The 23378-nt window shown below is 42.0% G+C and carries 26 protein-coding genes and 1 riboswitch; of the genes, 23 read left to right on the top strand and 3 right to left on the bottom strand.

Annotated elements, in window-relative coordinates; genetic code table 11:
- Positions 1-61 precede the first annotated feature (61 nt).
- The 20 genes from HLI_RS12395 (at position 62) to HLI_RS12490 (ending at position 18635) form a co-directional block, all read left to right on the top strand.
- The gene (locus tag HLI_RS12395) at positions 62-541 is read left to right on the top strand and encodes a TRAP transporter small permease (protein ID WP_128525246.1); all 480 of its coding nucleotides are present in this window, start codon (positions 62-64) and stop codon (positions 539-541) included.
- Positions 538-1812, top strand: coding sequence for a TRAP transporter large permease (locus HLI_RS12400; protein WP_128525247.1), 1275 nt, complete (start codon positions 538-540; stop codon positions 1810-1812). The genes HLI_RS12395 and HLI_RS12400 overlap by 4 nt, the downstream gene beginning before the upstream one ends.
- A gap of 18 nt (positions 1813-1830) precedes the next feature.
- The gene (locus HLI_RS12405; protein ID WP_128525248.1) at positions 1831-2847 is read left to right on the top strand and encodes a zinc-binding alcohol dehydrogenase family protein; all 1017 of its coding nucleotides are present in this window, start codon (positions 1831-1833) and stop codon (positions 2845-2847) included.
- A gap of 45 nt (positions 2848-2892) precedes the next feature.
- Positions 2893-3969, top strand: coding sequence for a mannonate dehydratase (uxuA, locus tag HLI_RS12410; protein ID WP_128525249.1), 1077 nt, complete (start codon positions 2893-2895; stop codon positions 3967-3969).
- Complete coding sequence (locus tag HLI_RS12415) at positions 3969-4814, top strand: SDR family oxidoreductase (protein ID WP_128525250.1); 846 nt, start codon at positions 3969-3971, stop codon at positions 4812-4814. Before uxuA ends, HLI_RS12415 begins: the two co-directional genes overlap by 1 nt.
- A gap of 30 nt (positions 4815-4844) precedes the next feature.
- Positions 4845-5486: a bifunctional 4-hydroxy-2-oxoglutarate aldolase/2-dehydro-3-deoxy-phosphogluconate aldolase gene (locus HLI_RS12420; protein WP_128525251.1), complete on the top strand. Its 642-nt coding sequence runs from the start codon at positions 4845-4847 to the stop codon at positions 5484-5486.
- 190 nt (positions 5487-5676) lie between these two features.
- On the top strand, positions 5677-6681 hold the full coding sequence (locus HLI_RS12425) for a LacI family DNA-binding transcriptional regulator (RefSeq protein WP_128525252.1): 1005 nt from the start codon (positions 5677-5679) through the stop codon (positions 6679-6681).
- Positions 6682-6898: 217 nt separating this feature from the next.
- On the top strand, positions 6899-7453 hold the full coding sequence (gene hxlB, locus HLI_RS12430; RefSeq protein ID WP_128525253.1) for a 6-phospho-3-hexuloisomerase: 555 nt from the start codon (positions 6899-6901) through the stop codon (positions 7451-7453).
- 265 nt (positions 7454-7718) lie between these two features.
- Positions 7719-7820, top strand: a riboswitch (SAM riboswitch).
- A 100-nt stretch (positions 7821-7920) separates the two neighbouring features.
- Positions 7921-9042, top strand: coding sequence for a 5-methyltetrahydropteroyltriglutamate--homocysteine S-methyltransferase (locus HLI_RS12435; protein ID WP_128525254.1), 1122 nt, complete (start codon positions 7921-7923; stop codon positions 9040-9042).
- 119 nt (positions 9043-9161) lie between these two features.
- Positions 9162-10148, top strand: coding sequence for an aldo/keto reductase (locus HLI_RS12440; RefSeq protein WP_128525255.1), 987 nt, complete (start codon positions 9162-9164; stop codon positions 10146-10148).
- Positions 10149-10329: 181 nt separating this feature from the next.
- Positions 10330-10659 (top strand): ArsR/SmtB family transcription factor, encoded by a 330-nt coding sequence (locus HLI_RS12445; protein ID WP_241656002.1) that lies wholly within the window; start codon positions 10330-10332, stop codon positions 10657-10659.
- A 57-nt stretch (positions 10660-10716) separates the two neighbouring features.
- Positions 10717-11358, top strand: coding sequence for a LysE family transporter (locus tag HLI_RS12450; protein ID WP_128525257.1), 642 nt, complete (start codon positions 10717-10719; stop codon positions 11356-11358).
- Between the two features lie 340 nt (positions 11359-11698).
- The gene (locus HLI_RS12455; protein WP_128525258.1) at positions 11699-12700 is read left to right on the top strand and encodes a substrate-binding domain-containing protein; all 1002 of its coding nucleotides are present in this window, start codon (positions 11699-11701) and stop codon (positions 12698-12700) included.
- 63 nt (positions 12701-12763) lie between these two features.
- A complete protein-coding gene (locus HLI_RS12460; RefSeq protein WP_128525259.1) occupies positions 12764-13717 on the top strand; it encodes a sugar kinase in 954 nt (317 codons plus the stop codon).
- An 8-nt stretch (positions 13718-13725) separates the two neighbouring features.
- Entirely contained in the window at positions 13726-14379 is a 654-nt protein-coding gene (gene hxlA, locus HLI_RS12465; RefSeq protein WP_128525260.1) for a 3-hexulose-6-phosphate synthase, read from the top strand.
- Positions 14351-14905, top strand: coding sequence for a 6-phospho-3-hexuloisomerase (hxlB, locus tag HLI_RS12470; protein ID WP_128525261.1), 555 nt, complete (start codon positions 14351-14353; stop codon positions 14903-14905). Before hxlA ends, hxlB (HLI_RS12470) begins: the two co-directional genes overlap by 29 nt.
- Before the next feature lie 148 nt (positions 14906-15053).
- A complete protein-coding gene (locus HLI_RS12475) occupies positions 15054-16079 on the top strand; it encodes a TRAP transporter substrate-binding protein (protein ID WP_128525262.1) in 1026 nt (341 codons plus the stop codon).
- A 71-nt stretch (positions 16080-16150) separates the two neighbouring features.
- On the top strand, positions 16151-16627 hold the full coding sequence (locus HLI_RS12480) for a TRAP transporter small permease (RefSeq protein WP_128525263.1): 477 nt from the start codon (positions 16151-16153) through the stop codon (positions 16625-16627).
- A complete protein-coding gene (locus HLI_RS12485) occupies positions 16624-17913 on the top strand; it encodes a TRAP transporter large permease (protein WP_206659613.1) in 1290 nt (429 codons plus the stop codon). Before HLI_RS12480 ends, HLI_RS12485 begins: the two co-directional genes overlap by 4 nt.
- Positions 17914-18122: 209 nt before the next feature.
- Entirely contained in the window at positions 18123-18635 is a 513-nt protein-coding gene (locus tag HLI_RS12490) for a hypothetical protein (RefSeq protein ID WP_128525264.1), read from the top strand.
- A 60-nt stretch (positions 18636-18695) separates the two neighbouring features.
- On the opposite strand, the gene HLI_RS12495 is transcribed toward HLI_RS12490, so the two are convergent.
- Positions 18696-18995, bottom strand: a complete 300-nt coding sequence (locus tag HLI_RS12495) for a hypothetical protein (RefSeq protein ID WP_128525265.1) — start codon at positions 18993-18995, stop codon at positions 18696-18698.
- 300 nt (positions 18996-19295) lie between these two features.
- Positions 19296-19745 carry a methylated-DNA--[protein]-cysteine S-methyltransferase gene (locus HLI_RS12500; protein ID WP_128525266.1) on the bottom strand — a complete coding sequence of 150 codons (450 nt, stop codon included), beginning with the start codon at positions 19743-19745 and terminating at the stop codon, positions 19296-19298.
- 138 nt (positions 19746-19883) lie between these two features.
- On the opposite strand from HLI_RS12500, the gene HLI_RS12505 reads away from it, so the two are divergent.
- From HLI_RS12505 to HLI_RS12515, 3 genes are all read left to right on the top strand, one after another.
- Entirely contained in the window at positions 19884-20429 is a 546-nt protein-coding gene (locus HLI_RS12505; protein ID WP_128525267.1) for a bifunctional transcriptional activator/DNA repair enzyme AdaA, read from the top strand.
- Positions 20430-20866: 437 nt separating this feature from the next.
- Positions 20867-21238 (top strand): iron chaperone, encoded by a 372-nt coding sequence (locus HLI_RS12510; RefSeq protein WP_128525268.1) that lies wholly within the window; start codon positions 20867-20869, stop codon positions 21236-21238.
- Between the two features lie 68 nt (positions 21239-21306).
- Positions 21307-22059, top strand: coding sequence for an AAA family ATPase (locus tag HLI_RS12515; protein WP_128525269.1), 753 nt, complete (start codon positions 21307-21309; stop codon positions 22057-22059).
- A gap of 293 nt (positions 22060-22352) precedes the next feature.
- Here HLI_RS12515 and HLI_RS12520 read toward each other — a convergent pair whose 3' ends face one another.
- On the bottom strand, positions 22353-23333 hold the full coding sequence (locus HLI_RS12520) for a class F sortase (protein WP_128525270.1): 981 nt from the start codon (positions 23331-23333) through the stop codon (positions 22353-22355).
- Positions 23334-23378: the final 45 nt, after the last annotated feature.

Consider the following 23378-nt stretch of genomic DNA (forward strand, 5'->3'; position numbering starts at 1 on the left):
CAGCCATTCTTCCATTTAATGGAGGGATGGCTGCCCATTCTAATTAAGAAGGGTGAACAACATGAAAGCTGTTAACGTCCTTAGTCGTTTATTGAAATTATTAACCATTGTAACTTTCATCGCCCTGGTGATTGTGGTGCTTATTCAAATTACAGGGCGTTATTCTCCATTTTCTTTTGTTTGGACGGAAGAACTTTCGCGTTTTCTATTTATTTATGCAATAGCTTTTTCGGCCCCGGTCGCGATGGAGAAGCGGGAATACGTCAGAGTGGATCTACTCTTGAATTTCCTTCCGACACAACTCAAAAAATATTATGACGCTGCCATCTATTTAGTAATAGGTGCATTTTCTGCATTTTTAATTACTCACTCGTATGACTTCGCTTTACTAGGACGAAACCAATCATCTGCTACCTTAATGATTGAGATGTATTATGTCAATCTGAGTATGATGATTACATTTATCCTGTTAGCGTTATATAGCTTCTTGAACATTTATGTAGTATTAAAGGCTAATCAGAAAGAAGGTGTACAGCAATGATGGCGCTCATCTTATTTATCTCATTCTTAATTCTTATCTCTTTAAGTGTCCCGATTGCCTTCAGTCTGGGTATTTCCTCGCTGATTTATATTTTGATTGCAGAAATACCATTGAATATCATCCCCCAAAAAATGTTCGGGGGAATCAATTCATTCACGTTGCTTTGTATTCCTGGGTTTATTCTAGCTGGTAACTTAATGAATGCAGGTGGAATCACCGAACGTATCATCCAATTTACGAACAATCTTGTAGGCCATATAAGAGGTGGTTTGGGTTTGGCGAACGTCGGCTCCTCTATGGGGTTTGCCGGGATATCCGGAACCGCACTTGCAGACACAGCAAGTATCGGGTCTGTCATGATCCCTGCGATGAAGAAAGAAGGGTATGATTCTTCGTTTTCTGTTGCTGTCACATCATCTTCGTCAACGATCGGACCAATTATCCCGCCATCACTTCCTATGATCATTTTAGGAACCTTGGCAACTGTGTCTATCGGTGATTTGTTCTTAGCGGGAACGATCCCTGGAATACTTCTTGGCATCAGCCTTATGATATTGACTTACATCATATCCAAGAAGAAAAATTATCCTAAAGGAGAGCGTCAACCCTTATCTGTCATCGCTAAGTCTTTTTCTGGAGCCTTCTGGGCACTGATGATGACCTTCGTTATTTTGTTCGGTATTCTCAGTGGTTACTTCACACCTACAGAAGCTTCGATTGTTGCTGTGGTATATGCATTAATTGTCGGTCTGTTTGTATATCGTGATCTGAAAATAAAAATGATTCCAAAAATATTCTTGGATTCTATGGTTACTACAGCCGGCATTATGATATTGGTTGGTTTTGCCAATCTCTTCGGGTGGATCCTTGTAAGTGAACAAATTCCTCAGTTAGTGGCAGATACGATTCTAGCTATATCTGAAAATCCTATTGTCGTGATTCTCTTGCTGAATCTATTACTGTTATTTGTCGGTACTTTCATGGAAACGATCGCAGCCTTAGTTATCTTGTTCCCCGTGCTCCTGCCAGTAGCAACCCAGATTGGTATGGACCCTGTTCATTTCGGAGTGTTGATGGTGTTGAATCTTATGATCGGTTTATCTACTCCGCCTGTAGGTGTTTGTCTATTTGTCGCTTCAAGTATTGGTAAAGTATCCATCGGCAAGGCATCCAAAGCGTTATTGCCATTCCTGGGCGTCAGTTTATTAGTGTTATTACTTGTTAGTTTTGTTCCACAATTGACACTGTTTTTGCCTGGATTGTTTGATTAATGAAAAGGAGGGGCTGAATTGAAAGCTATTCAAGTGAAAGAACCTGGTACTTTAAAAATAGTAGAAATGGAAGAACCTCAAATAACTAATCCTTCAGAAGTGAAAATTCGTATGAAGGCTATGGGAATCTGCGGTTCAGACATGCATATTCTTCATGGGGAAAATCCGTTTGCCAGCTATCCAAGGGTGATTGGACATGAAGTAGCTGGAGAGATTGCAGAAGTCGGTGAAGCGGTCACTGAATTGAATGTTGGTGACAAGATAGTGATAGAGCCGATGACATCCTGTGGTGAATGTTACGCTTGCCAGCAAGGACGTCCTAATGTGTGTGAAAAGGTTGAAGTTTACGGTGTCCATCGTGAAGGCGGAGGACGCGAAGTGATGATCATGCCTGAACACTTAGTCCATAAAGTGGATGATTCTCTGGATTGGCCGGAAATCGCCTTGATTGAGCCATTTACCATTGGGGCTCAATCGATCTACCGTGGTCATGTCCAGGAGGGAGACCACGTCTTCATCATCGGCGCAGGGCCGATCGGCTTATGCTGTTTGAAAATGGCCAAGCAGGCGGGTGCAAAAGTAGCTATTTCTGATTTCAATGAAAAACGCCTTGCCTTCGCAGAAAAATGGGGGGCAGACTGCCTCATCAATCCCCATAAGGAAAGCGTAGAAAATCAAATTTCCAAGTGGACAGACGGAATGGGCGCCAATGTAGTGATCGATGCGGTCGGTTTTCCGCAAACAGTGGAGCAAGCCATCGCTGTAACCTCTGTTGCGGCAAGGGTGGTTGTACTTGGATTTGATCAAAAAATTTCAGAAATTGCCCAGGTGGAGATTACGAAAAAAGAACTGACTATATGCGGGTCACGCTTACAAACTCATCGTTTTGCTCCAGTCGTGGACTTGTTCAATTCCCGAGAATTAAATGTGGGAGACCTGGTCAGTCACCAATATGATTTGAATGAAGCGGAAGAAGCTTTCCAGCTGATGGAACAAGCTCATCCAGAAGTGAGAAAAGTCGTCATCAAGCTATAATCACTCAAAAGTAGCTATGAATGATAGAGAAGGAGTGAAGAATTTATGAAAATGACTATGCGTTGGTTCGGGGAAGGAAACGACCGTGTTTCATTAGAAGATATTAAGCAAATCCCAGGTGTCGAGGGTGTCGTCTGGTCCTTGCATGATGTCCCTGCCGGTGAAGAATGGCCGATGGATAAAATCAAAGAAGTTAAAGCGCAGGCGGATAAACATGGTTTTAATATCGACGTTGTAGAAAGTGTCAACGTTCATGAAGATATTAAGCTCGGTCTTCCTACAAGAGACCAATATATAGATAACTATATTAAGACAATAGAAAAGCTTGCAAAGGTTGGTGTGAAGGTTATCTGTTATAACTTCATGCCTGTGTTCGATTGGACGCGGACGAATTTGTTCGAAGAAATGGATGATGGATCGACCGCACTTTTCTTTGAGAAGGAAAAGATTGAAAACATCGATCCTATTGAGCTTGTAAATAGTATATCGGAAAATTCCGCCTATACGATGCCAGGCTGGGAACCTGAACGACTCGAGCATCTGGCTGACTTGTTTGAACAGTATAAGGATGTGACAGAAGAAGATTTATGGGCGAATTTACAATACTTCTTAGAAAGAATCATACCTGTCGCGAAAGAAAACGACATTAAAATGGGGATTCATCCGGATGATCCACCTTTCTCTGTTTTTGGATTGCCAAGAATCATTACGAACAAAGAAAATTTGCAGCGATTCTTGAACCTTGTAGATGATCCATACAATGGCTTGACTCTATGCAGCGGTTCCCTCGGAGCCAATCCGAATAACGATGTACCTGACATGGTGCGTGAATTCGCGGATAGAGTTCACTTTGCCCATATAAGAAATGTGAAAATCTATGAAAACGGGGACTTTATCGAAACCTCCCACAGGACAAAAGATGGATCAGTCGATATTTACGATGTAGTGAGGGCCTATCATGAAAAAGGGTTCAATGGTTATGCACGACCTGATCATGGCCGTCATATTTGGGGAGAGGAGTGTCGTCCAGGGTATGGACTCTATGACAGAGGTTTAGGAGTTATGTATTTGTGGGGCATATGGGACTCCTTGGAAAGAAATGAAGGAAAGGACAATGTCTAATGATACTCAATGAGAATTTGAAAGGTAAAGTAGCTGTCGTAACGGGTGGTAGCGGTGTCCTTTGTGGAGAAATGGCAAGAGAACTGGGCAGACAAGGAGTAAAGGTGGCTGTCTTGAATCGCAGTATCGAATCAGGAAAACAAGTAGAGCAGGACATTAGGTCAGAAGGCGGCACAGCATTGGCATTGTCTTGTGATGTCCTTGATATCGAAAGCGTCCGGCAGGCAGAAGAGAGAATTACGGAGGAGCTTGGAGTTTGCGATATTCTCATTAACGGTGCTGGTGGCAACCATCCTGATGGTACGACAGCGAACGAAACCTTGAAGGAAGAGGATCTCGATAAAGCGGATTTATCCACTTTTTTTGATATGACGACAGAAGGGTTTCAGTTTGTCTTCAACCTCAACCTAGTCGGAACGTTTATACCAACGCAAGTATTTTCGAAAAGAATGATTAACCGCGAAGGGGCGACGATTATCAATATGTCCTCCATGAGTGCTCCCTCTCCAATGACAAAGGTCCCTGCTTACAGTGCAGCGAAAGCAGGTATTGATAATTTCACCCAGTGGCTGGCCGTACATATGGCGGACGTTGGAATCAGAGTGAATGCAATTGCTCCCGGTTTCTTTCTTACTGATCAAAACCGGGCGTTACTGACCAATGAAGATGGTTCATTGCCAGAGCGTGCTCATAAAATCATCAGCCAAACCCCTAAGCAACGATTTGGAAAACCTGAAGACTTGCTTGGAACTTTAATCTGGCTGGCTGATGACGAGATGTCTGGTTTTGTCACAGGTATCACGGTCCCTGTGGATGGTGGATTCCTCGCGTATTCCGGTGTGTAAAAAATAGATTAAAGGAAGGAGGAAGATATCATGAATAGAAATCTTTTCGACCACATGTTATCTTCAGGTATTGTTGCTGTCATCAGAAAAGTGGATCCAGCTAAGGTGAAGCCCCTTGTTCGGGCATTTATCGACGGGGGAGTGACAGGAATAGAGATTACGATGGATTCGGAGGATGCCCTGCGGGTCATTACGGAAGTGAAAGAGGAGTTTGAAGAGAAAGCAGTCATCGGTGCTGGGACGGTAATGAATAAGGAACAGGCAGAAAAGGCGATTTCAGCAGGTGCTGACTTTATATTTGCTCCGATTTTATGTAAAGAGACAGTCGAATACACAAAAGAACAGGGTGTTATTATGATCCCTGGTGTATTTACTCCGACTGAAATGCACCTTGCAGATCAATGGGGAGCGGATATGGTGAAGGTTTTCCCTGCCAATGTGCTTGGGCCGAAGTTCCTGAAGGATGTCAGCGGACCTTTAAGCCACATCCAAATGATGCCAACTGGAGGCGTCAATCTGAATAATCTTCAATCCTTCATGGAGGCTGGTGCGGTGGCTGCGGGAATAGGAGGTTCTCTCGTTAATAAATCGTTGATCGAAAGTGAGAATTGGACAGAACTTCAAGAACTGGCAGAGCAATATGTGGAGAAAGCGGGCTTAGTCAAGGTTTAAGGGGAAATGCCTTATCATCTCTCCAAGTTATAGGGGGCTCATGGCAAGACAGCCGCATCCTCGTTTCTGCCCTTGATAACTGAATAGGGGGAATAAGTGGATGGAGTCGCCCTTCACTTGTATACTCTAATAATAGGTGGGCTAACCGAATTTATTATACGGAATATATTTAAAGATATGGAGAGTTCAAATGAAAACGGTGACTATTTCCGATGTTGCTACACACGCAAAGGTATCAAAGAGCACAGTTTCTCAATATTTAAATAAACGATATGACTATATGGGTGAAAAGACGAAACAGAGAATTGAACTAGCAATTGAAGAATTGGGTTATCAACCTAATATTGTTGCACGAAGCCTTAAACAGAAATCTACAAAGACGATCGGAGTGATTGTAGCAAATATTCTACACAACTTCACAACAGAAGTAACAAGGGCGATTGAGGATGTATGTATCAGTTCTGACTATCACACCATCATATGTAACGCAGATGATGACCCTGAAAAAGAAAAGCATTATATCGAAATGCTACGAGCGAAACAAGTAGATGGGCTGATCATCTTTCCTACAGGTGATAACAGAGGATTATATGAAAAAATGCTCAAGGATCGCTACCCTGTCATCTTTTTAGACCGCAAAGTGGAAGATATTCCTATTTCATCGATCTTATTAGATAATGAGATGGCTTCAGGCCTGGCTGTAGAACACTTCGTTCAAAAAGGTTACAGTCGTATCGGCATGATAACCACTTCTATCATCAATCACATCACGCCGAGGTTAGAACGTATTCAGGGTTATGAAAAAGCCATTCATAAAGAAGGGCTTCCTTTTGTTGAAGAGTATGTGAAAAGTGCGGAGCCTACGAATATTCAGCGGGTGCTTGAAGAGTTATTGGACTTAGAAGAACCTCCTGAAGCAATCCTCGCCGGAAATGACCTTGTATTGATCGAAATATTGAAATACGCAAAACAAAACGGTATGAAAATTCCTGAAGACCTGGCTGTAATTGGTATTGATGATGTTTCTTTTGCCAGCTTCTACACACCAGCGATTACAACGGTGGCCCAACCAACATTTGAAATAGGAAAGATGGGGGCCGAAGCTTTACTGGATAAGATCAGGAATAACAAAGTAGAAGATGAACTTCTAAATTACAGATTCGATCCCCATTTGATGGTCAGAGACTCAGTTTAGAGAAAACATATGAGGTGTTAGGTTGAATTTGCAATAACAGAGATTACGAATTATTTTTGTTTGAAGAGAAATTCCCAGATGACAGTAGCTGGAGGAATTAATCCTCAATACCGCAGGTTTCAGCGTAACCCCACAACGGTCATGGTAGGAATTGTAATCATAAAGCACGAAATCCTGTCCGTCATTGCTTTCAAATGAAAGGAGAGATAGAGTACCTATGAAGCACATCATCCAAACAGTCTCCTGTGAAATTCAAAGTGTTTTAGATAAAGTGGATACAAACAAGGCTGAGGAATTAGCTGAAATGATTTCCACAGCCACTCGTATTTTCGTCTCAGGCGAAGGACGATCTGGTTTGATGGGGAAAGCTTTCGCTATGCGGTTGATGCATAGTGGGTATGAAATTTACGTAACAGGAGAAACGATTACACCAAGTATTGAAAAAGATGATTTATTAATTATTATTTCGGGATCAGGAGCCACCTCATCACTTCTTCAATATGCAATAAAGGCTCGTGAAAGTGGGGCACGTGTCGCTTTGGTGACGACAAATCCTCAAGCAGTTATTGCCGATAATAGTGAAGTAATAGTTGAAATCCCTGCTGCCACTAAAAAACGACTCCCAAATGAACCTGAAACCATTCAGCCTCTTGGAAACCAATTTGACCAATCGGTTCACCTTCTCTTAGATGCCATTATTATTTATATATTAGAAAGATACCAGCAAGATTCTCATGAACAGATGACCGCCCGGCATACGAACTTGGAATAAATACGTTTTGAATATCTTTTCCTGTCTCCTCAGACACTTTCGGATATCGCTGTCTATCTTTCCTGAGGAACCCCCCCCCCACTTTACAAAAGTGAATGAGTGGGAACAGGAAGCTGCAGATGTTCCACGTGAAACAAAAGAAATAATAGAGCGCTAAGTGAATATACTCTTGTGTGGATTTTTTCGGGGTAAAAATCATAGTTCAGAATAATTTGTCACTTTCTGGTTCTTCCTGTATAGTAGAATTTAAAATCAAATACATTGTTTCTTATCCAGAAAGGTGGAGGGACTGGCCCGGTGAAACCTTAGCAGCAGACTTTCGATAGTACTGTGCTAATTCCAGAAGCGATTTGCTTGGAGATAAGAAGAGAAAATGATTCGTATTCCATTCAGCCCCTCTTCTTATATAGAAGAGGGGTTGTTTTTGTTTCATGTGAAATCATAAATCATAAGGAAGGGATGAGTCCATGTCAGTATCAACAGAAAGAAATGTGAAGAGAGCACCATTCAAAGGAGATCATGTCGGCAGCTTTTTACGTCCTGAACGTCTCAAACAAGCACGCGCAAAGCAGGAGAGAGGAGAGATTACAGAACAGGAATTAAGAAATATTGAAGATGAAGAGATTATTAAATTAGTAGAAAAGCAAAAGGAAGCGGGTCTGAAAGCTGTAACGGACGGAGATTTCCGGCGCAGCTGGTGGCACTTCGACTTTCTTGAAGGACTGGATGGGGTCGAAGGGTTTGAGGCTGAGCGCGGATTGAAATTTGATGGGGTGGAAACGAAAGCGCGCGGAATCAAAGTGACAGGGAAAGTGGGTTTCACCGATCATGATATGATAGAACACTTTCGTTTTCTGAAAAAGAACGCCGGGGATGCGGTCGCCAAATTAACGATCCCAAGCCCTAATATGCTTTTATTCCGAGCGGAGAGGGAAGAGGGTATTTATGAAAGTGATGAAGCCCTTGTCGATGACTTGATTGCTGCCTACCAAGGGTTCATACAGAAAATTTATGAGGAAGGATGCCGCTATCTTCAGCTTGATGATACATCATGGACGACTTTCTTTTCTGAAGAAGGACGCACATCCATCGAAGAGAAGGGAAAAAATCCAGAGGAAGTGGCAGAACTGTGTGCACGTGCCATCAATGAGGCGATAGCAAACAGACCAGCGGACATGCTCATCACAATGCATATCTGCCGGGGGAATTTCCGTTCCACCTTTATGACAAGCGGCAGTTATGAGGCGCTTTCTGAAACGATTTTCGGAGGATTGGATGTCGATGGGCTGTTCCTTGAATTTGACGATGAACGCTCTGGAGGTTTCGAACCCCTTCGTCATGTCCGGCGTCCAGACCTTTCGATCGTTCTCGGCTTGATCACCTCCAAATTCGGTGATTTGGAAGACCCGGAACGAGTGAAAGCGCGTATCTTGGAAGCGTCCGATTATGTAGCAATGGACCAATTGTGTTTGAGCCCACAATGTGGGTTTGCATCAACGGAAGAAGGAAATGAAATTACTGAACAACAGCAATGGGGTAAAGTACGTCATGTGGTGAACATTGCCGACGAAGTGTGGAATGAAGGGTGAATGATGTTTTAAAAACCTTTCAGCCGGCTACACATAGAATGTACCGTTAATTGGTAGATGATTTATCTTTCTATAGTTGGTTATGCAACTATAGGTTTTCTCAAAGGAGGAATAGATTCATGAAATCACTAGAGAATGCACTGAAACATAAAGTAGGACTAGGTACCGCACCTTTAGGCAATATGTTCCGGGACGTGCCGGAAGAAGAAGCCCAGAAAACAATCCAAACCGCTTGGGACCAGGGAGTGCGCTATTTTGATACCGCACCTTTTTATGGCGCTGGTTTAGCAGAGATCCGGGTAGGTGAAGTGTTATCGAAATATAATCGTGATGACTATGTGATAAGCACAAAAGTAGGTCGTTACATGACTGAAGAAACAGAAGAGAATGAAGGTCTGTTCGAACATGGCCGTAACAATCAAGTCATCACAGATTACACGGAAGAAGCAACGAAAAGGTCGATCGAACAAAGTCTGGAACGTCTGCAAACCGACCGTTTGGACATGGTCTTCGTTCATGATGTTTCTCCGGATTTCCATGGTGATGCATGGACCGAAAAGTTTGAAGAAGCTAGAAAAGGAGCTTTCCGCGTGTTGTCCCGTCTTCGGGAAGAAGGTGTCATCCGTGCCTGGGGACTAGGTGTCAATACGACAGAACCGATTGAACGTGCGATGGATCTGGAGGAAACAAAACCGGATATCTGTTTATCTGCTACGCAATATACCCTTTTACAACACGAACAAGCATTACAGGGTATGATGGCAAAGGCTGAAGAAAACGATGTGGACATTGTGGTCGGAAGCCCTTATAACTCCGGGGTACTGCTTGGCGGTGATCATTATAACTATGAAAAAGCGGGCGATGACATTATTAATCATGTCAATCAACTGAAGGAAATCGGTGAAAAATACAATGTTCCGTTGAAAGCTGCTGCTCTTCAATTCTCAACAGCTCACCCGGCAGTCAAGTCAGTGATTCCTGGCTCCACACGTCCGGACAGAATTAAAGAAGACCTAGAAATGATCCAAATGGACATTCCGAAAGATTTCTGGAATGAACTTGTGGACAAGGGCTTTGTTTCTGCTGATGCTCCTCTGCCACAATAAGAATTGAATAGTAAAGCAACCGAGTATGAAATCGCTGGGATTTCATACTCGGTTTTTTGTGTGGAGAAGATCGATTTTATTGCTTTCCCTCATAATATTACTGACCCCTTTCAGCAGTATTTATGGATGGGAATTGTTAAACGGTTTGACAGACGTAATGTATTTCTCTATAATTCGAAATATGTCGAATTATAATAATGAAAACTTAAACAAATTCAGCGAAATTTTCAAAGCCCTATCCAATGTTCACCGGCTCAATGTTTTTCTATATTTAGCTGAACACTGTACTCCAGGGGAATCCAGTACCGACAAAGAAATGAGGATGACGGTGGGTGAATTAGGAGAAGGATTAAATATCGCCCCGTCTACTGTTTCCCATCACCTTCGGGAATTAAGGCGTGCTGGGTTGATACGGATGGAACGGAAAGGTAAAAATATTGAGTGCTGGGCAGAACAAAAAACAGTAGATCAGATGGTTATGTTTTTTCAAAACTCTAAAGGGGGGGAATAATTTTTTGAATAACAATTCGATATATTTCGAATTATAGAATTGAGGGGGTTTAGTTAGATGTTTCAATTATTGTTAAGCGGCCTTATCATTGGTGTCGTTTCATCGCCCACGTGCCCAAGTAATGGGGAGGAAATTAAATACGGGACCAAATATGGTTTTTATTCTGCATTGATAGTAGGAGCTGGGGCCGTCGTAGGAGATGCTGTCATCCTTGCGGCGATTCTTCTGTGGCTCATGCCCTTTGCTGACTCGAACTCTATGATTATTACATTTCTTTGGCTCTTTGGCAGTGCTGTACTTTTCTATGTAGCCTGGGGAATCTTTAAAGAAATCAAAACCGTAGAAGGGGTGGACCCAAAGGCAAAAAGCATAGGAGTTAAATACCCTTTCAAGCATTATTTGAAGGCCTTTTGGACAGGCGCAGCCATTACCACATTTAATCCATTTACTGTGTTGTGGTGGATGGGCTTGCTTACTCCTATCATGAATGATGGGGAGAGCATTTCTATGATTTACCCTCTTGCAGTGCTGTCAGGGGCATTATTTTGGTTTGTTTTGTTAGCGGTTCTTTTATATCTTGGTGAAAAATGGTTGAATAAAAGAAGGAGACAGGCGATTCTGCTGATAAGTGGATTAGCTGTACTCGGCTACAGCATTTATTTCTTATATCAATTCATTATCCAGGTCTTTCATGTGTAATGAAAAGGGAAATTATATATTTTACGTTAGTAATCCTCCTGCTAATTAGGGGGATTTCTTGTTGGGTGAGTAGGAAAATTCCATAGCCGAGCCTATCGAAGCCTTAAGATATCCATTTCGCGCCCCATTTATCGAGCTTATCAAGATGCTTGCACTTTTTCTGAATTTAAAAAACTTATCAAAAAATTTGACACTTGAACCCTTGCTATTAAGGCTTTCTTTCAAATCAAATAAAAATAGAGATTCCTCACCCTCTTGTAAAACGCTTTCATGTAGTCTACAATAACACTAAATCGATTTACTAAACCGATTTAGTACAATAGGAATGTGGAGATTAGTTATGAAAACCGTAACGATTGGTGATGTAGCGGCACAGGCAGAAGTGTCGAAAAGTACCGTATCCCAATACTTAAATGAACGATATGACTATATGGGGGAAAAGACGAAACAGCGCATTCAAGATGCGGTTGAAAAGTTGGGATACCAGCCGAATATCGTTGCGCGAAGTCTTAAACAAAAGTCAACAAAGACGATTGGTGTCATTGTCGCCAACATTTTGCACAATTTCACCACAGAGGTGACACGGGCTATCGAGGATGTATGTCACGAATCCGATTTTCACACGATTATCTGTAATGCTGATGACGATCCCTTCAAAGAGAAGCATTATATTGAAATGCTTCGTGCAAAACAGGTGGACGGACTGATTATTTTCCCGACAGGTGATAACCGCGACCTCTACCAAAAAATGTTGGACGGCTCCTACCCAGTTGTTTTTATGGATAGGGAGTTGGAAGGGGTGGAAATTCCTTCTGTTCTGCTTCATAACAGTAAAGCGGTTGCCCTTGCTATAGAGCACTTTGTTGAACAGGGCTACCGACGAATTGGTATGATGACAACCTCCCTAAAGCATCACACCACCCCAAGGATAGAGAGGGTGGAAGGATATAAGAATACTTTGAAAAATAATGAAATCCCCATCCATGACGAGTACATCATCAGCGTAGATTCTCAAAGTCTCCAAACAGAATTAGAAGAACTGCTTCATTTGGAAAAACCACCAGAAGCGATGCTTGCCGGTAACGATTTAGTACTTATTGAAACGCTTAAATATGTGAAACATAAAGGTTTGAGAATACCGGACGACCTTGCTGTCATTGGGATTGACGATGTATCCTTTGCTAGTTTCTACACCCCATCAATTACAACGGTCGCACAGCCGACGTTCAAGATGGGGAAGGCAGGGGCGGAACTGCTTCTGAATAAAATCCAAATGAAAAAAGAGATAAGGAATTCATCCCTAAGGTTTGAACCAACGTTAATGGTCAGGGATTCTGTATAAAGAAAATCGGTGGGCTCACTAGAAGACACTACCGGCCCAGACAAAAGTTAAGGGGGAAGAAGAATGAAGGATATCATAACTATTGGTGATGCGATGATCACCTTTGATCCAACAACAAATGGTCCACTAAGGAATGTTCACTCATTTGAAAGAAAAGCAGGAGGGGCCGAGTTTAATTTTGCCATAGGCTGTGCCCGCCTTGGTCTCGATACTGGTTGGATCAGTCGATTAGGCAAGGATGAATTCGGCAAATTCATTCGGAATTTTGCCAGAGGAGAAGGAATCGATGTTTCCGCTGTCAAGCTAGTGGACGGTTATCCAACCTCTCTTAACTTCAAGGAAATACGCGAAGATGGAAGCGGAAGCACCTTCTATTACCGAGCTGATTCACCAACAAAAACTTTAACTGAACAAACACTGGATGTCGACGCGATAAGGCAAACGAAAATCCTACACATTACTGGTGTTTTCGCAGCCATAGATCCAGAGAAGAACCTAAGGCTGCTGAAACGGGCCGTAACGATTGCCAAAGACCATGGCGCACTCGTATCGTTTGATCCCAATATTCGTTTAAAGCTTTGGGGTAGGGAAAAAGCGAGACAGTCGTTGTCACAGCTCCTCCCATATGTAGACATTATCTTGACCGGAGTAGAGGAAGCAGAACTTCTTTTCGGTGTCAGTCAACCAGATCAGATTGTAGCCGCCTGTGAACGTTATGGTATTTCGACCGTTGCGATCAAGCAGGGAGAGAAGGGAGCCTTTGGCTATATGGGGGGAATATCCATGACGATGCCCCCGCGCCTGCCGAAAAAGGTAGTAGATACAGTTGGTGCGGGAGATGGTTTTGATGCCGGATTTATTTATGGGGTGCTTCAAGGCTGGTCATTAGATAGAACGCTGAATTTTGCAAATACGATTGGATCGATGGTCGTTAGTGTTTATGGAGATAATGAAGGGCTCCCTGAACTGGATGAGGTACATATTCAGCTTGGAGAAAAAGAGTACGTCGAAAGGTAGGGAAGAAGATGAATTTACAGCTTGCTTTAGATCGAATGTCTGAAAAGGATTGCTTCCAAGCTATCGAGGACACGAAGGAATTCATCGACTGGATTGAAGTGGGGACAGGAGTTATTAAGGAGTATGGTATGCAGATTATCAGGGATATAAAGAAAGCGTTCCCACATATGACCCTGGTTGCCGATATGAAAACATGCGATGCAGGAAAACATGAAGCTGCACAAGCATTCGAAGCGGGAGCGGATATCACAACCGTGATGGCATTCTCCGCGGATCAGACGATTAAAGACACGTTAAAAGTGGCTGAAAATTATCAAGGGAGAATCATGGTCGACTTGCTCGGAGTTAAAGAGGAGACTAGGATTCAGGAACTATCCGGCTTAGGAGTTGGTCTTGTCAGCCTTCACTTTGGAAAAGACATGCAGGCATCGGGAGAGATGGCCGAGGAGGATTTGTTTTCACTTGTAAAGAATCATCCCCACTTCGATATTGCCGTTGCCGGAGGGATTAATTTAGACTCTCTTCCTTCCATACTGGATAACCGACCGGACACTTTAATAGTGGGCAGTGGTATTACGAAGAATACAGACCGCCATGGGGCCGCCTCAGAAATGAAAGGAATGATGATGAACCATGAAGCAAACCATTCAAACCGTCAGTGAAGAAATTCAGCACGTGCTTTCCAATGTAAAAGAACACGAAGCAGTAGAACTTGCTAATCAGCTCCTTTCTGCTCAAAGAATATTCGTTTCAGGAGAAGGACGTTCGGGGTTTATGGGCAAGGCATTCGCCATGAGACTCATGCATGCCGGGTTTACCGTTTATGTGACAGGCGAAACCATCACCCCAAGTATTGAAGGAGGAGATTTGCTGGTTGTGGTTTCTGGCTCAGGTTCTACCAAGTCCTTGCACCAATTCGCTTTAAAAGCTAAAGAAGCTGGTGCGGTGGTAGCAGCTGTTACTACCAACCTGCAATCAACAATCGCTGAAGTTAGTGACTGTACACTGGTTATTCCCGCAGCAACAAAAAAGCGGCTGGCAGAGGAACCTGAAACAATTCAGCCGCTTGGCAATCAATTTGATCAATCCGTACACCTGGTACTGGATGCAGTGATTATCCACGCGGTTAATCAACAAGAAGGGAAGACCCATGAACAAATGGCGAATCGTCACGCAAATTTGGAATAGGGGGACAGGGCACGAACCGGCTGGAGAGGCAAATTTAAATGATTTGCCACATTTGGCTAAGGCGTACATGGAGAATTCAGAAGCTATTAACGGGAAGGTTTTCTATTAATTGTAAGCGGATTCAATCAAATTAAAGGAGGAATACATGATGAAAAAGTCTTTATCACTTTTGTTAGTTATGATGTTTGCGGGTGTATTCGCGTTGGCAGGGTGCAGTGGAGATGAAGAAGCAAGTGGAGCGTCTGGAGATGGGAAACTGAAAATCATCGCCGCCCACAATCAGACGTCCCCCGACAACCCTTATCAAATTGGCATGGAAGCATTTAAAGAATCTGCAGAGAAATCTGATGCTAATATTGAAGTTGAAGTGCACGCAGGCACTTTAGGAACAAGTGAGTCTGAACTTGTCGAGAAGTTGAAACTCGGAGCGGCTGATGTTGTGTTAGTATCGCCTGGGTTCATGACCAAAACAGGAATAGATGAAATTGACCTTTTTGCACTTCCTTATGTATTCGATAGCTATGAGCACTGGGAAAGCGTTGTAGATGGAGAAGTGGGAGAAGAGATGGAAAGCATCATTAACGAAAAATCAAATAATGACTTCAAGCTCCTTGGATACTGGTCGGCAGGCGTTCGTCACTATTATGGCAAGAAACCTTTGAATTCTATGGAAGATCTTGAAGGTTTGAAATTCCGTACCCAAACTTCTGGGGCAATCGCTGACTATTGGGAACAGACGGGAGCCGTACCGACTTCTGTTGCCTGGGGAGAATTATACCAGGGACTTCAGCAGGGTGTTGTTGATGCCTCCGAAAACTCTTACCCGTACTTCGTTCAGGAAAACCACCATAAGACAGATAACGGAAAATATGTGACAGAAACAGCACACGACTACACCACTCGTTTCTTACTGATCAATGGCAAGAAATTCGAAAACTATTCAGATGAACAGAAGGATGCGATTATGAAAGCGGCAGAAGCCTCTGTTCAAAAAGAACGCGAAGCAGTGAATAAGCAGGAAGAAAAATACAAGCAACAGGCTATCGATGATGGGGCAGTAGTAAACGAAATAGACCGCCAGCCATTTATTGACCTTGCCAAACCACTTTTAGAGGAACGTGCAAAAGAAATCGGAGCTCAAGATCTATTGAATAAAATTAATGAAATGAAGTAAGAGAAGCGGAGGCTTGGGGCATCTCAATGGTGCCCTTCCCTTTTCACTTCTTGAATAAGGAGGTTTCATCAGTGATTAAATGGCTTGAACGAATTCAGTTAACAATTGGGGTCCTGTTTCTCGTCACTTTTTTCGTCACGATTATTATACAGGTCATGACACGTTTCACAGGTGTTTCAGCTATTTGGACAGAGGAAGTAGCAACTTATTCGTTTATATGGTCTGTTTTCATGGGAGCAGCTGTCATGCTGAACAGAAGGGAACACTTCCAGTTTGACTTCCTATTGAAGAAGTTAAAAGGAAAGGGCAAGAACAGTCTATATCTTATCAATGATGTGATTTTACTAGCCTTCAGTTTCGCCATCTTTTATTACGGAATTCAGGCTGTCCAAAACTTTTGGGCATACGAGTGGGTCTCACTGGAGTTTATGAAGATGGGATATGTATGGATTTCCGTACCGATTATGGGAGCGACCATGTTCATTTACACACTTGCACATATTCTGCGAAACGTTAAAAGCTTCAACACAAGGGAGGTTGCAGAATGATCGGTCCACTATTAGTTTTTCTATTCATTTTATTGATGATCATCGGTATTCCAATTGCTTTTGTCATTGGGATTGTTGCAATGATCGGTATTATCAATGTTCCATATATCCCAGAAGTTACAGTGCCGGTCAAAATGCTGAACGGCCTTGATTCATTTGTTCTGTTAGCTGTGCCTTTATTCATTCTGGCAGCGAATTTGATGAACAGGGGACAAATCTCCCAGAAATTGATCGACTTTTCGTTATCACTCGTCGGTCATATTCGGGGCGGCCTTGCGCATGCTAATATTCTTGTATCGATGCTGTTTGCCGGAGTTTCCGGGGCTTCCCAGGCTGATACAGCAGGTGTCGGAAAAATTTTAATCCCAAATATGAAGAAGCAGGGATATGATACCGGTACAGCTGTCGGAGTTACGGCTGCATCTTCCACCATCGGGGTAATCATTCCGCCGAGTATTCCGATGATCATCTATGCTGGACTGACAAATGTTTCCGTAGGAGCACTTTTCCTTGTTGGAATCATTCCAGGTATTCTTATCGGTTTAAGTATGATGGTAATTGTTTATTTCTTAGCGTTGAAACGCGACTATCCAACCTATCAAAGAGCTTCTATGTCCAACTTCCTGAAACAGTTTTTGAATACGATACCGGCGTTAATGACTCCGGTGATTCTGATTGGCGGGATTATTACAGGAATCTTTACAGCTACAGAAGCGGCTGCGTTTGCTTCTATTTATACAGTCATTATCGGTATGTTTTACTATAAAACGTTGAAGCTGAAGGATTTCCCCAAGGTTTTTGTAGATACATTGACACTAAGTTCTTTATCCTTGTTCGCCTTGGCTGCGGCTAATGCCCTTGGTGAATTGATGAGTTACTACCAATTGTCCCTTTGGGCGGAACAATTCTTTGCTAATAACATTAGCAGCAAATGGGTCTTCTTGTTGATTATCATCGCCTTTTTCCTTTTTGTAGGGACATTCATGGATGCCATCCCTGCTATGATTCTGTTCATTCCGGTCGTCCTGCCTGTTGCGATAACGTTTGACATCAGTCCGATCTTACTTGGAATCATTACCATTATGACGTTGGCAGTGGGACTGGTAACCCCGCCGTATGGACTCTGTTTATTGCTGGCTGCGAAAATTGGGAAGCTTCCCATTGAGAAGTCTTTCAAATCCGTGATGCCGTATATCACGGTGGTTGTAGTCGTCCTTCTTATCGTTGCTTTCATCCCTAGTATCGCGTTCTATATACCAGAAATGATTAATCCTAGTCTGTTTTAAGAGAGAGCTCTTCCTTTAGAGGGAGAGCTCTTTTTTGGATATCTATGGAGTTTTGAACATTGAGAATGGAATGGTCGTTAGAGCAGATTAGGAGGGATTCAGTTGAACTGTGCAGAATGGCTATAAAAGTCCAGTGATATTTTTGAAATAGGTTTGTGTTGTGAGAGGGTTCAATATACAAGTGTTTAGTATATGAAAGGGTGATAGTTATGTTTATTAGATTCTTTTTAATAATGACTCTTGGCATTTTGGTGACAGGATGTGAAAACAAGGAAGATAAGCAGTATGAACTAAAGACTTTCATTGAGAAACAAAAGCCGATAGGAATTATAGATATAAGAGATGATTCCCAGGTTTTCAATGCAAATGAAGAAGCAAAAACCAGTCGTGAAACGAAAGTAAAAGAGTTCATATCAATCGTTGAAAATATTAAATTAAAGAAGATCAAAAAAGATCGGATAAGTGAATGGAAGAAGGAAATGAATAGATATTCCAGTGAAGGAGAATTGCTTGATATTGTTATCCAAAATAAAAACAATAAGTATTCTACTTTATTTCTGCAATTAACTAGTGATGGTAAGGGAATGGCAGTGAATTTTGAAGATGGGGGGTCTACAGATGTAGCATTCAAAGTTGAAAATGGTAAACCTGAGACATATGAAGAAGTTTATGATTTTTATAAATCCATTTACGAAAAAAAGACGATAGAAGCAGGAAGCTGATGTTGACTAAATCTAAGGTATAGCAGTATCCCTCCCTGTATAAAAAGCTCCCCGCATTATTCAATCATTCTTGGGTTTAAGTACTGTGCGTTGAGACGGAACGCGAGCGGTCGTGACAACTTGAGGATGTAAGATATAAATTTTTCCATCAATTTCAAAATGATAATTTCCATTGTATTTTGCTTCTTTTCCTCTCCGATGCAATTCTATCTCAATAGCCTTTACATATTTATCATAATCTTTGTACCATTCATCCAAGTGAAATACGATATTGCCCTTCTGGTACCCCGAAGATTTATAGGCGAAATATCCAATAAGCAAAAATGGAGCAAAGAGAACAATAAACATAAATATCTCCAAATGTGCCCCTCCTTTCACCTGTCATACGAACGAATGAGGTGTAAGGTTTCATTGGAAAGAGCGATCATTCATGTTTATCAGTCAGCCCAGACTCCATTTCTATGCATTGATTCCGTATGTTAACCCCGTTCTTTTCATAAAACCATCGTGAATCTATTAATGGAAGTAGCGTGATTAAATCACAATGATTTATTAATAAAAGGGTAGATTTTAAAATGTTTAGAGTCTACCCTTTTCCTTAGTGTGTTATTAAATAAGCCCCTCCTGTACCTGAAGAATGGCTTCAGAAAAGCAAGCTATTTAACACTCATGTTTAAGTAATTCTTCTTTTCTCCACTTCCCCCAGGCATAACCTCTTAATTCTCCGTTTTTACCAATAACACGATGGCAAGGAATTACAATCGCCAAAGGATTATTGCCAACAGCCTTTGCAACTGCCCTCACAGCATCAGGCTGTCCTATAGCCTTTGCTAAAGCAGAATAATTCATGACCGTCCCGTGAGGTATATCAAACAAACTGTCCAGTACTTTCTTTTGAAATTTACTTAAGTCTAGAGAGAGCTCTAAGGTAAAAGACGTTCTTATTCCCTTGAAATACTCTTTCAGTTGATGAATGCAAGATAAGATATGTTCATTGGGATTATTGCTATCAATTTCATCAACAAACTTTATGCTTATTAAACCGCGATTTGTACTTCTTATCTCCATAGTTCCTAATGGAGAATGGTAATATGCTTTAAAAACCTCCATAATTACACTCCCTTTTCGTTCTTTAATAGTAAGTATAACGAGGGATATGGTCGATGACTTTGGTATTATTGCTATCTAATTTCTTTAATGATAATCAATGAAAACTGTATGATAAACTGATTGAAGAGGTGATTCATTTTGAACGAGGAGTACTGGAATGCTATACAAAACTGTGACGTAAATTTTGATGACGAATTCTATTATGCCGTAAAATCAACCCGTATTTTTTGCAGGCCGTCATGCAAATCGAAACTTCCTAAAAAACAGAACGTAAGGATCTTTCTAAATAAAACCGATCCTATCAAGAACGGGTATCGTCCATGCAAGCGCTGTCGACCTGACCTTCAAAAATTTTTGCCACTTCAAGAAGAAATGGTTGATAAAGCAATAAGTTTTATCAACATTCATTTTAAAGAAGACTTAAATCTAAAAAATATCGCGCAAAGCATTCACGTAAATGAATTTTATTTATTGAGGGTTTTCTCAAGGAAAGTTGGAATATCACCTACGCAATACGTTCGAAAGAAAAGAATAGAGGAAGCGCAACGTCTGATCAAAACCACAGACCATTCTATTACTGCAATTTCCCTGAATGTCGGCTTTAACAGCCCTTCACATTTTTCCGTTGTTTTTAAAAAAGCTGTAGGAAAGCCTCCCTCCCAATTCAGAAATAAAGAAATCTAACTCATTTCCATTCTCCCTGACGAATTACTTAGCAATTTTTTTAAGGTAATATAAATGACTTTCTATGACACTATAAACAAGTCGTTTATAAGGGGAAAGAAAATTGAAATTATATTGCGCTTTGATTGGGCTCAGCTTAATTTTGGGTTCATCTTTTGTCTTTATTGAATATTTAATCAGGTCATATGGTGTCTATGGTGTCTGGATCACCGTTTTCATCAGATGTTTAGCAGGTTCGGTGACTTTGCTTCCGGTATGGTGGCTTAGGAACAGGAAACATGATCAGATCATTCTATGGAAAACTTTAAGAAAGGAAACAGATCTACATAATAATTCAGTATGGTTACTACATTTTCTTGAAACTGCTTTTTGATCGGTAAATGATATAATTGATATAGAATCGTTCATAATAGGAATACATTCAAGGAGGGAAATACATGGGAGTTTTTTCAGAATATTTAGCAGGTATCGATCATCCTGACCATCGCGACCGTGCAGAGGAAATCTTTGCGTGGATTACGGATGAATTCCCGAATTTAGAAACACAAATCAAGTGGAATACGCCAATGTTCACCGATCACGGCACGTTCATTATCGGGATTGACCATGCCAAGCATCATATGAGCTTTGCACCTGAACCGGCAGCTATGACACATTTTGCTGAGGACATTAAGCAAGCTGGCTACAGTTCTACCAAAGGGTTGTTTCGGATTAAGTGGAACGAGCCGGTGAATTACGAGTTGCTTGAGAAAATCATCGCCTTTAATATTCAGGATAAAGCAGACCATACGAGTTTTTGGCGGAAGTAGCAATAAACCTTATGCACTTTCATATAGAGTTCTTAAAGATAGGAATGGGAGGGGGAGGTTGAAAATACATGTTGAATAAGGACAATCAATACATTAAAAGCCTTGATTTGAAATCAGAAAATATAAATTCATATGGGTCTTTCCCTTTCCACTTGCCTGTAATTAGAAATTTCACGGAATTGTTCTTTCATCCTAATGTCACCTATATTGTTGGAGAGAACGGCATGGGAAAATCCACTCTCCTGGAGGGGATTGCTATAAAATACGGGTTCAATCCTGAGGGAGGCACACTCAATTTCAATTTTTCCAATTATGATTCCCATTCGATCTTAGATCAATATTTACGGTTGGCTAAGGGCGTGTATAAACCTGAAGATCATTTTTTCTTCAGGGCTGAGACGTATTATAATCTAGCGACGAACATTGAGGAATTAGATGAAGATGGTTCATCAGGGCCGAAGATCATCGATTCATACGGTGGCCAATCATTACATAAGCAGTCTCATGGCGAATCTTTTTTCGCTGCATTTACGAACCGTTTTCAAGGGAATGGTTTATATATTCTGGATGAGCCGGAAGCAGCCTTATCCCCTTTAAGGCAGATGTCTATGCTTTCCAGGATTCATGAACTGGTTGAGGAAGGTTCCCAGTTCATAATCTCTACTCACTCCCCGATTATCATGGCCTATCCAAGCTCGAAAATCATCCAATTGAGTGAAGAGGGAATGAAGGAGACGAACTTAGAAGATACGGACCATTACAGGACAATGAAGCAGTTCTTTGAGGATAAGGATCGATTGCTCCATCATCTATTCCAATAGGTTATACAACTCAGCGGCTCTCTTTGTCTATAAAAAAAGAAAAGGCTGGGACAAAAGAATTTTTTCTTTATGAATCAATTAATGCATACTTCGCTCCGGCAACATACTACGCTTTCCGTGGGCACGGCCTCAGCCTCCTCAGAAAGCAAAGACCGCTTTCTTCCGGGGTCTTCGCCTCGTGCTGTTCCCGCAGGAGTCTGCGTATGTTGCCTACGCTCCATTTGATTCATTCTACGCTATTGTTCGTCTTTTCCAGTGGCAGTTATCATTTTGTCCCAGTCTCTTTTGCCGAGCTATTCTTCAGCAATAGGAGAGGGCTCCGATTCTTGGCCGCTTTCCCCTACGGTCGTTACATAATATTGAAACTCAGAAGCTTCTGGATCGGCATAGGATTTTCGTTCATGGCGTGAAATACTCGCTACTTTTTCAAATGATTCTCCGTCCTTGCTGCGGTATACACGATAACCAGCCACATAATCTTCGCGGACGGCGTGCCAGGTTATAAACGTGCCTTGGACACTTACGTTTGCGGGCGCATCTATTTCTTCTTTTTCTGGGACGGGTTCTTTCAGCGTAGAGTAAACCACAAGACGATCCTGGTGGCCGCCGCGGTCACGTACGAACTCTCCGGTACAGGTAATCAAATTCAGGCGTTTTTCATCGGTTTTCCCAAAAATCTGTGTGATTGGAGATTCCTCCATCGGATAACTTTCCAACTTTTCTACGACGTAAGTTTTCGCTTCCCCTTCATCGTTCTTCACCGTTATCTCATCGCCTTTTTTCAGCTTCTTCAAATCATAAAAAACAGCAGGTCCTGTACGGCTGTCCACATGGCCGGCGATGACTGCGTTGCCTACATTCCCAGGCTGTGTGCCAGGCTCGAACCACCCGGCTTTTTGAGGGGATTCCGGCACTCCCATCTCACCGTTATCTAAAACGCCGACTGCTCCAAGAGGTGCGTCCACTTCAATCGATGGGATTTTGATATGGGTAGGGACGATCCCTGTATCTGCTTGTTCCTCATTTTTGATGACATCTCCAGATTTTAAAGACTGGCTGTTGTTCAGCACGGTGAATTCGCCATCTAATATCTCTTTTTTATCATCTGAAGAAGCTGATAGTTCAGACGCATATTGTTCTGCATTTTCCACCCGAACAACGTCAGGGTTGGATTCAGAGTCGGACCACAGAGCGAAAGCATTCATTTCATAAGCCACCATGAGTAAGGCAGCTATGCCCAGCACTGTAAAGTATAACTTCCAATCCAGCTTCATCGCTCATCACCTCTTTTGATAGAAAAGAAGAAGAGAGAGTATTCT

The sequence above is a fragment of the Halobacillus litoralis genome (assembly GCF_004101865.1).
Taxonomy (GTDB): domain Bacteria; phylum Bacillota; class Bacilli; order Bacillales; family Halobacillaceae; genus Halobacillus; species Halobacillus litoralis_A.